Raw genomic sequence first — 6,898 nt, 5'->3', positions numbered from 1 at the left:
TTTACTCGCTTAACAGCGTGTCCACTATTCGTGGGTAGGATCAGAGTGATGATTTTTATAGAGGTGAGCGATGTCTATTAATTCAGCACGGATACGGTTAAAACGACTCCCCTCGGGCCTATCAACGATCCAGTATGTTCCTGGGGGAATTGCTGCCTTCTCAATATCAGAACACTCAGGGTTATTGATGTATTTTTCAATACCAGACAAGACATCGAAACTGCCAACCCCGTAGCACTCTAACTTAACACTCCTGCCATCTGGAGACAGATTGTTATAATCCATCATGCATATCTGCAAAGCGTTCTACTCCTATGGTGGTACATAAAACTATATGATAAAAAAGATTATTTTTATTCGTAGTTGGTGGCTAGTAACACTATCAAGAACCAACAACTAATGTTTGAAGCACAATGCAATGTCAGCCAAAAGTTCTACCATGTCACATTAGCACTTCTTTTGAATTAGCATAGTCGAAACATAGCGGATGAGCGCTCATATTTCAATGGGACAACGTTGAAATGTTCACTGAATCCAATAGGGATGTAGGGCAGTGAGTCGCTACCGGCTATTTCGGCGAGCATATCCTCGAATGTGGGTATGGGGATTGAATGAATTGCTGAAGCTATTCGTTCTGCAAAACTCAGTTGAAAACAGCGTAAACAAAGGCTGTTAATCATGATTTACTTGATATTTTAAAATCTAGAAATACAACATTTATCAATTAAAATCATATGGTTGTGTTTACAAAGGTATCTACTGCTGCGTCACATGGGCTGGGTTGAAGCGTCCGATCTGATTGTTAAGGGGATGGAAGGTGCGATTGCTGCCAAGACCGTCACCTATGACTTCGAACGGCTGATGGAAGGCGCTAATCTGCTGAAATGTTCAGAGTTTGGCGACGCTATCGTTAAACACATGTAAGTGTGTTTTAGCGCTGAATGATTACGGGAGCTTAATGCTCCTGTTGTTTTATTATTAAAAGCGCAACGTTTATCAAAACATTATCAAAACGTTTTATCAAAACCCCTTCCGTTTGCTCGATCAGATAGCGACAGTTATCCAATTTTTACCTCGATCATCATGATAACTATCGGTCTGTTTTCTGGATTTATGACCAAGAAGAAGTTGGGTATTAAGCCTCTGTTCGCTATAGAGCCGTTCAGATAAAGACCGTTGTTCATGAAATGTGGCCGGCGTTCCCGCTCCCCAGTCAATATTTGCCTTTTCTCGGGCCTTAGTGAAATTCGTTGCCAGCGTATTTCCCGTAACCAAACTGCACGAAGGTGATGCGGCGTGGACTATCCTCCGATTGCTGCAGGTTTCAAGAGGCTGTTGCCACTGACAGACCTCAAAAAAGAGGCTGTCCTGCTGTGATGATGATGGGCTGAACATGGGGGAAACTTCATTGAGGACTGCCTGGCAATGCTGGATGTGCGGCTTGAAATGGACCCGGAAACAGAGCGTGAAAACATTTATGAAAAAATGCTAACGCGGTCAGAAAATTGTACTTTAGTTTGATAAGAATGGTCACGTAACTTATTTAAAAAAACCTCGCTTGTGCGAGGTTTTTTATGCTCTCATATTCATATGAATATATCTGCGGCATTATTAATGCATGACCAGGTTATTATGAGTATGATTTATTAATGACGACGCAGGATTATGACCGCGCTGAATAGGGTGAATATTAACATAATCCATGCCATCGTCCACGGCGTGCCATCGTGAAAACACGCAAGCAAAAGCGAAGAGATAATGCCGCTGCCATATTGCAATGCGCCGATCAGTGCCGAGGCTGAACCCGCTAGTGATGGCACTGTATCCAATGCTGCGGTCGTTGACGTCGCGGCGATGACGCCGTTCATTGAGAAGAATAGGAATACTGTCACCACCACTGCAACAATACCGCCGAGTTGCAGTTTTGAAACCAGCGCTAAAGTCAGTGCTGCAAGTGCAGCCACGGCCACGGCGATTTTCAGTAGTCTGTCCAGCGGATGTCGCGACACCAGACGCCGATTCACCATGCTCATCATCATCACACCGACAATATTGAGGGCGAACAGCCAGCCGTAATATTGCGGATCAACGCCGTAAAAACTGATATAAACAAATGGTGAGCCAGTCATAAAGGCATATGCGGCAACGTAATAAAAGGTCAGACACAGAGTAAAGCGCATAAACACACGGTTACGTAGTAACGATGAGTAGTTATGAAATATGCCCGCCAAAGATATCTTTATCCGTTTTTCCGGTGGTAGCGTTTCTGGCAGGGCAAATAATGAGAGAAACATCAGCCCGCCAATTACCACCAGTAACCAGAAAATGACATGCCAACTGGTGAGCTTGATGATCTGTCCTCCTGCCAGCGGCCCGATAATAGGGGCGATCGCCATAATGAAAAGTAGCGTTGAGAGCATTTGCGCGGCGCGGATGCGGGTAAACGAATCGCGGATCATCGCCCGCGCCAGCATTGGCCCAGTACAGGCTCCAAAGGCCTGGAACACTCGCCAGAAGACAATCTGCTGAATATCGGTCGATAGCGCGCATCCGGCAGAACCGATAACAAACAGCCCCATGCCGATAAATAACGGCAGCCGGCGGCCAAACGCATCGCTGATCGGTCCCCACACCAGTTGTGCTAGCGCAAAGCCAATGAGAAAACCAGTGATAGTCAGTTCAATATTACCCTGTAGCTCGCTTGCCATCAGCGGCATCGCAGGGAGATAAATATCCGTCGACAGAGACGCGAAGGCCATTAGCGTGCTAAGAATCGCCAGAAACAGCGGCCCGTGAATTTTGTTGTCCATATACTCTTTTTAACCTGTAAGTGATTATTCCTGTATCTAAGAATTGTCGTTAATACGGCAGCCCCGTTTTCCCGCTATATTGGTAACGTATGATCAAATAATTCGTTTATCGCCCTCCTGGAAGCGTCTTGCTGTGGCAAAGAACAGATGGTGCTGGGCATACTTATTCACGGCGAACGCCAGTCCTGAATCATAGATATGCGGTGATAGGGTGTGCCGCCCACACAATATCGTTAAGGTTGAATGCACCAATGATATTTGACCGGCTACGGCAGAACCGCCATTCTCAGGAGCTAGCTTAGCTGCCCGAAACTGAGCAGCGCCAAGCAGATAGCAGCATACAACGCATAATTATTGCAGACACGGTGGTAGCAACTCAGCCGGTGTTGAGTCTTGAATGTGGCAATCTGTTCAAGTATTAGGCCAAAAATAATTACCCAATGCTCCTCCTTATACTTAGTAAAATCAAGCTGTTCCTGTGATTTCAGGTATAGATCCGACGAGAGATATAACTTTGACAACTCGTGTAATGCCTATATTTGTGATACGAGCACAAGCGAACCTATGCCCGGGTTGCGAATAGCAGGACGAGCGTAACATATTGAACTTCAACTCCAATCCTGGCCGAATAAACCGACCAGGAAAAAATCATCTCGACTGGGGGAGAAAGATAACGGATTTACACAGAATTTGTTACTGGCTTAATAAGGCCGGCTAGAATCTTTCTTCTTTCAATTTTAATATATAGTCGTCAACTATTTTCTTGTTTTCTTGTTTTCTTGTTTTCTTGTTTTCTTGTTCATGGGAATAAAATGGTTTTAATAAGCAGATAAAGTAATTGTCCATGGTATCAAATGTTTCTTGAAAATAATCTGGAATAACATATTTACATGTGCCACAGAGAGTTTTTATATGAAATTTTTTATTGAGCCGGGGCTTTTTTTAAATAAGTTTACTCCTATGTCAATGCTTTTGTCTGGGGCGCAAATCACATACCATGACCTTCTGGAGAAAAATAACTTTCTTTTATTTTAAATATTTCATCAATCTTTGGGTCGTTTTCAATATGTATTTTTTTAAAGATTTAGATATACAAATATTTGCTACTACGTGATCGATTGTGGTAATTGATAAAACGATAGTGCAGAATACAATAAATGATATTCCCACGTTTCTGACTATATCATCGGAGTAAACGATGTAAACAGCCATAGTTATGAATGCAAGGAATATAAAACACCCAAGTATTTCTTCTCTTCTTTTTGGAGACTTTATTATTTTATAATTAAATAAAGAAAAAAGAAAGTTAATAATCCATAAATGAATATTAGTGAACGGTCCGGCATGCTTTATATTTTTATAATCATCATACAACGGTTGGTTAATGATGCATCACTAGTAGCATTGTGTTAACCATGGCATTATAGGGTGTATTTCATATAGGTTCATTCAAGAGTTAAAAAATTTCAAAAGAAATTTTCATTGCAGGGGAGGGCCGTGGCTATCGACTAGTAGGTGAACGGTGTAACCCGGGTGTGTATTTGGTGTTTGATTGATAATTTTGTTTAATGTTTTTATTTTTTGCTGCAAAAAGATGATGTTATCAATTCCTGCGATTTAGAAAGACTACAGCGCGTTTATCACGCCTTTTAATGCATTATTTCGGCAGGCATGAGCACTAATAGCAAATCCTCATGGCGTTAAATCAGTAGAATATCCCATTTGTAACCATGAAAACTATTAGCATGAAATTTATTTTTAAACAGTCCCTGTTCCTGCTGCTCTCTGTATTGATAGTGGCGCTTGCGGTCGTTGCATTATTTTTAGACATCCACTGGTTGCACAATGATGTGAAAGAACTGTCTATTACTGAGGTTTCTCAAGAGCTCATTTTGGCGGTGATCGTCGGTATAAACGTTTTTCAGGCGGTGAGGCACAAGGAGAAAACGCGTATTTCTGTATTAATCGCCGGTTTTTTTGGCTGTATGCTGATCCGTGAAATGGACTTTCTATTCGATGCGATCGCCTTTGGCTCATGGGTGTGGTTTGCCCTGGCCGTTGCCGCTCTGAGCCTGTTTTTGGGCCTTAAAAAAACGGCCGAGGCCGTTAACCAACTGGCTGTTTTTATGCGCCACCCAGCCTATGGCATGATGTTTTCCGGTCTGCTTTGCATCTTGATATTTTCGCGTCTGTTTGGGATGCATATCCTGTGGCAGCAACTGATGCAGGATGGATATATCCGGGTGGTAAAAAACGCAGTGGAAGAGGGCACCGAGCTGTTTGGTTATCTGCTTTGCCTGATGTCGACATGTTGGTATCTGGCAACCAATAGGCAAACAGACCGCCGCGGTTAGCCCATGGCATCGCGGCATAGCTGGCCGTGTTGCCAACAAACTCAACGGGAACCCTGCGGCTCCCGTTTTTGCAACTGTGCTGTAGATGCGTATGCCAGCCAGGCTGGCCATCTGGAGCCCATGCTTGTCAGGCCGCCGGTTCTCGCTGGCGGATAAAGTGCGGGATTGCCCGCGTGTAAATAATTTCGCTCACCAGTTCAATCAGCGTTTGCGTTATCACAGCGGCGGCAGCCAGCACTCTGATATTTTCCGGCAATGCCAGCGCAAGGGGCAGCACCACCAGCGAGTTGCGCGTCGAGGCGCTAAACGCCACGGCGCGGGCGCTTGCCGTGGGCAGGCGGAAAAGGCGCGCAGCGAAGGCGCCGGCCAATGGCGCCAAAACCGCGAAGCACAGATAAACGGGCACCACCGGCAGCAGCCACGTGATTTCTCTTATCACTGTGTTAATTTGGGAGCCTATCACCGCAACTAAAACCGCTGCCATCGCGGGAACCGGTAACCATCCCCACACGCTGTTCCAAGCGTTAACGGCTTTTGATTTCCTGGCAAGATAGAGGGTAACCACCGCCAGGCACAGCGGTATGAGAATCAAAAATATGAAGGCTTCGATAAACGGCTCTACAGATATCGTTATGGTAACCTGCCCGGCGGCGATGATCTTAAAATAAAGCGGCAACAGCATGAGCTGTAGAATCAGCAGCAAGGGGGTGGCGGAAAGCACCAGCCGCGAATTCCCTTTCCCGATATGTGTGAATACCACAACATAATCAATGCACGGGGTAAGCAGCACTAAAAGCGCACCAATAAAAATAGCGGTATTGTCGGCGATCGCCAGCGTTAGCAAGCCGACAATAACCGGTATAAAAATAAAATTTGCGGTCATCAGGGCGAAAAGAAACCGCTTATCATAGAAGGTTTCTTTCAGTGCCAGAAAGGGGATCTGTAAAAACATGGCGTACATCAGAATGGCGATAAGAGGGGTGACCAGTACGCTCAGGTGTTCGAAAAAGTGTGGCAACGCCCAACCTGATGCCATGGCAACAATCACACAAACGATATAAATCCAGACCTGATTTTTCTCTATTGAGTCCCTGCTCAAAATATTAACCCTCTAAACGAAGCGGAAATCGCAGGCATATGCCCTTTCATAAGCCATCTTGTTACAAGATGTTAAGATTAACACGCTTTAAAAAAGCAGTAAAAGCCGCCGCCACGAGGGTTAAACAAAAAAGAAAATAGCGCAGCCCGAGAACGTTGACCGATGCAGGTTTACGCTATCGCAGCGCTACTGCCGCGAGCCCAGATCTTGATCCCCGGATGCGCCGCTAATTTGCCGTGTCAGCTCATAACAACTGATAATTTTGCCGTCTTTAAGGCGAAAACGTGCAAATACTTCAAATTCACTCACTGTATTATCAGATTTTGTTGCCATCACAAAATGATGGGTATGTACATTATCAGCGGATTCGGCAATTGATGCTATGCGGATACTGATGCTTTTGGTCGCTGCTTTTAAGTGGAGCATGTGGGAAATGAATCCTTGATAATCCAGCTCTATGCCATTAACAATTTGTGTGTATTCGCGAGAAAAATACTTTTCAATAAGCGCCTTGTCGCCAATATTGGCACCAAGCACCTGTGTTAAGGCGTTTTGCACGATTTCTGACTGTATCACGGGTTCTTCTCCTTATGATCAATAGATTAGCATTATATACCTCATAGACGTAAAGTTGT

The 6,898-nt window shown here is 44.5% G+C and carries 5 protein-coding genes and 2 pseudogenes; 2 read left to right on the top strand and 5 right to left on the bottom strand.

The window, feature by feature from the left end; translation table 11 throughout:
• Window positions 1-24 precede the first annotated feature (24 nt).
• Entirely contained in the window at window positions 25-288 is a 264-nt protein-coding gene (locus AC559G_RS18860) for a tlde1 domain-containing protein (protein WP_498913873.1), read from the bottom strand.
• 471 nt (window positions 289-759) lie between these two features.
• Between AC559G_RS18860 and AC559G_RS18855 the strand changes: the two are divergent.
• A pseudogene (locus tag AC559G_RS18855) lies at window positions 760-924 on the top strand (NADP-dependent isocitrate dehydrogenase); the annotation flags it as partial.
• Window positions 925-1,044: 120 nt separating this feature from the next.
• Here the strand turns inward: AC559G_RS18855 and AC559G_RS18850 are convergent.
• Together AC559G_RS18850 and AC559G_RS18845 are read right to left on the bottom strand one after the other, a co-directional pair.
• Window positions 1,045-1,272, bottom strand: a pseudogene (locus AC559G_RS18850) (site-specific integrase); the annotation flags it as partial.
• A gap of 374 nt (window positions 1,273-1,646) precedes the next feature.
• Complete coding sequence (locus AC559G_RS18845; RefSeq protein WP_498913871.1) at window positions 1,647-2,810, bottom strand: multidrug effflux MFS transporter; 1,164 nt, start codon at window positions 2,808-2,810, stop codon at window positions 1,647-1,649.
• Between the two features lie 1,745 nt (window positions 2,811-4,555).
• Between AC559G_RS18845 and AC559G_RS18840 the strand changes: the two genes are divergently transcribed.
• A complete protein-coding gene (locus AC559G_RS18840; protein WP_498913869.1) occupies window positions 4,556-5,164 on the top strand; it encodes a hypothetical protein in 609 nt (202 codons plus the stop codon).
• Window positions 5,165-5,291: 127 nt separating this feature from the next.
• On the opposite strand, the gene AC559G_RS18835 is transcribed toward AC559G_RS18840, so the two are convergent.
• Together AC559G_RS18835 and AC559G_RS18830 are read right to left on the bottom strand one after the other, a co-directional pair.
• Window positions 5,292-6,200: an arsenic resistance protein gene (locus AC559G_RS18835; protein ID WP_498913867.1), complete on the bottom strand. Its 909-nt coding sequence runs from the start codon at window positions 6,198-6,200 to the stop codon at window positions 5,292-5,294.
• Window positions 6,201-6,449: 249 nt separating this feature from the next.
• On the bottom strand, window positions 6,450-6,839 hold the full coding sequence (locus AC559G_RS18830; protein WP_498913865.1) for a nuclear transport factor 2 family protein: 390 nt from the start codon (window positions 6,837-6,839) through the stop codon (window positions 6,450-6,452).
• Between the last annotated feature and the right edge of the window lie 59 nt (window positions 6,840-6,898).

Source organism: Gibbsiella greigii, from assembly GCF_039540155.1.
Classification (GTDB): domain Bacteria; phylum Pseudomonadota; class Gammaproteobacteria; order Enterobacterales; family Enterobacteriaceae; genus Gibbsiella; species Gibbsiella quercinecans.
Note: the sequence above shows the minus strand (reverse complement) of the source record. Positions and strands in the feature narration are given on the sequence as shown.

What these genes read in the sequence shown, in the direction of transcription:
- AC559G_RS18845 (WP_498913871.1), bottom strand. Translation starts at nt 2,810, where the DNA reads ATGGACAACAAAATTCACGGGCCGCTGTTTCTGGCGATTCTTAGCACG.
- AC559G_RS18840 (WP_498913869.1), top strand. Translation starts at nt 4,556, where the DNA reads ATGAAATTTATTTTTAAACAGTCCCTGTTCCTGCTGCTCTCTGTATTG.
- AC559G_RS18860 (WP_498913873.1), bottom strand. Translation starts at nt 288, where the DNA reads ATGATGGATTATAACAATCTGTCTCCAGATGGCAGGAGTGTTAAGTTA.
- AC559G_RS18835 (WP_498913867.1), bottom strand. Translation starts at nt 6,200, where the DNA reads ATGGCATCAGGTTGGGCGTTGCCACACTTTTTCGAACACCTGAGCGTA.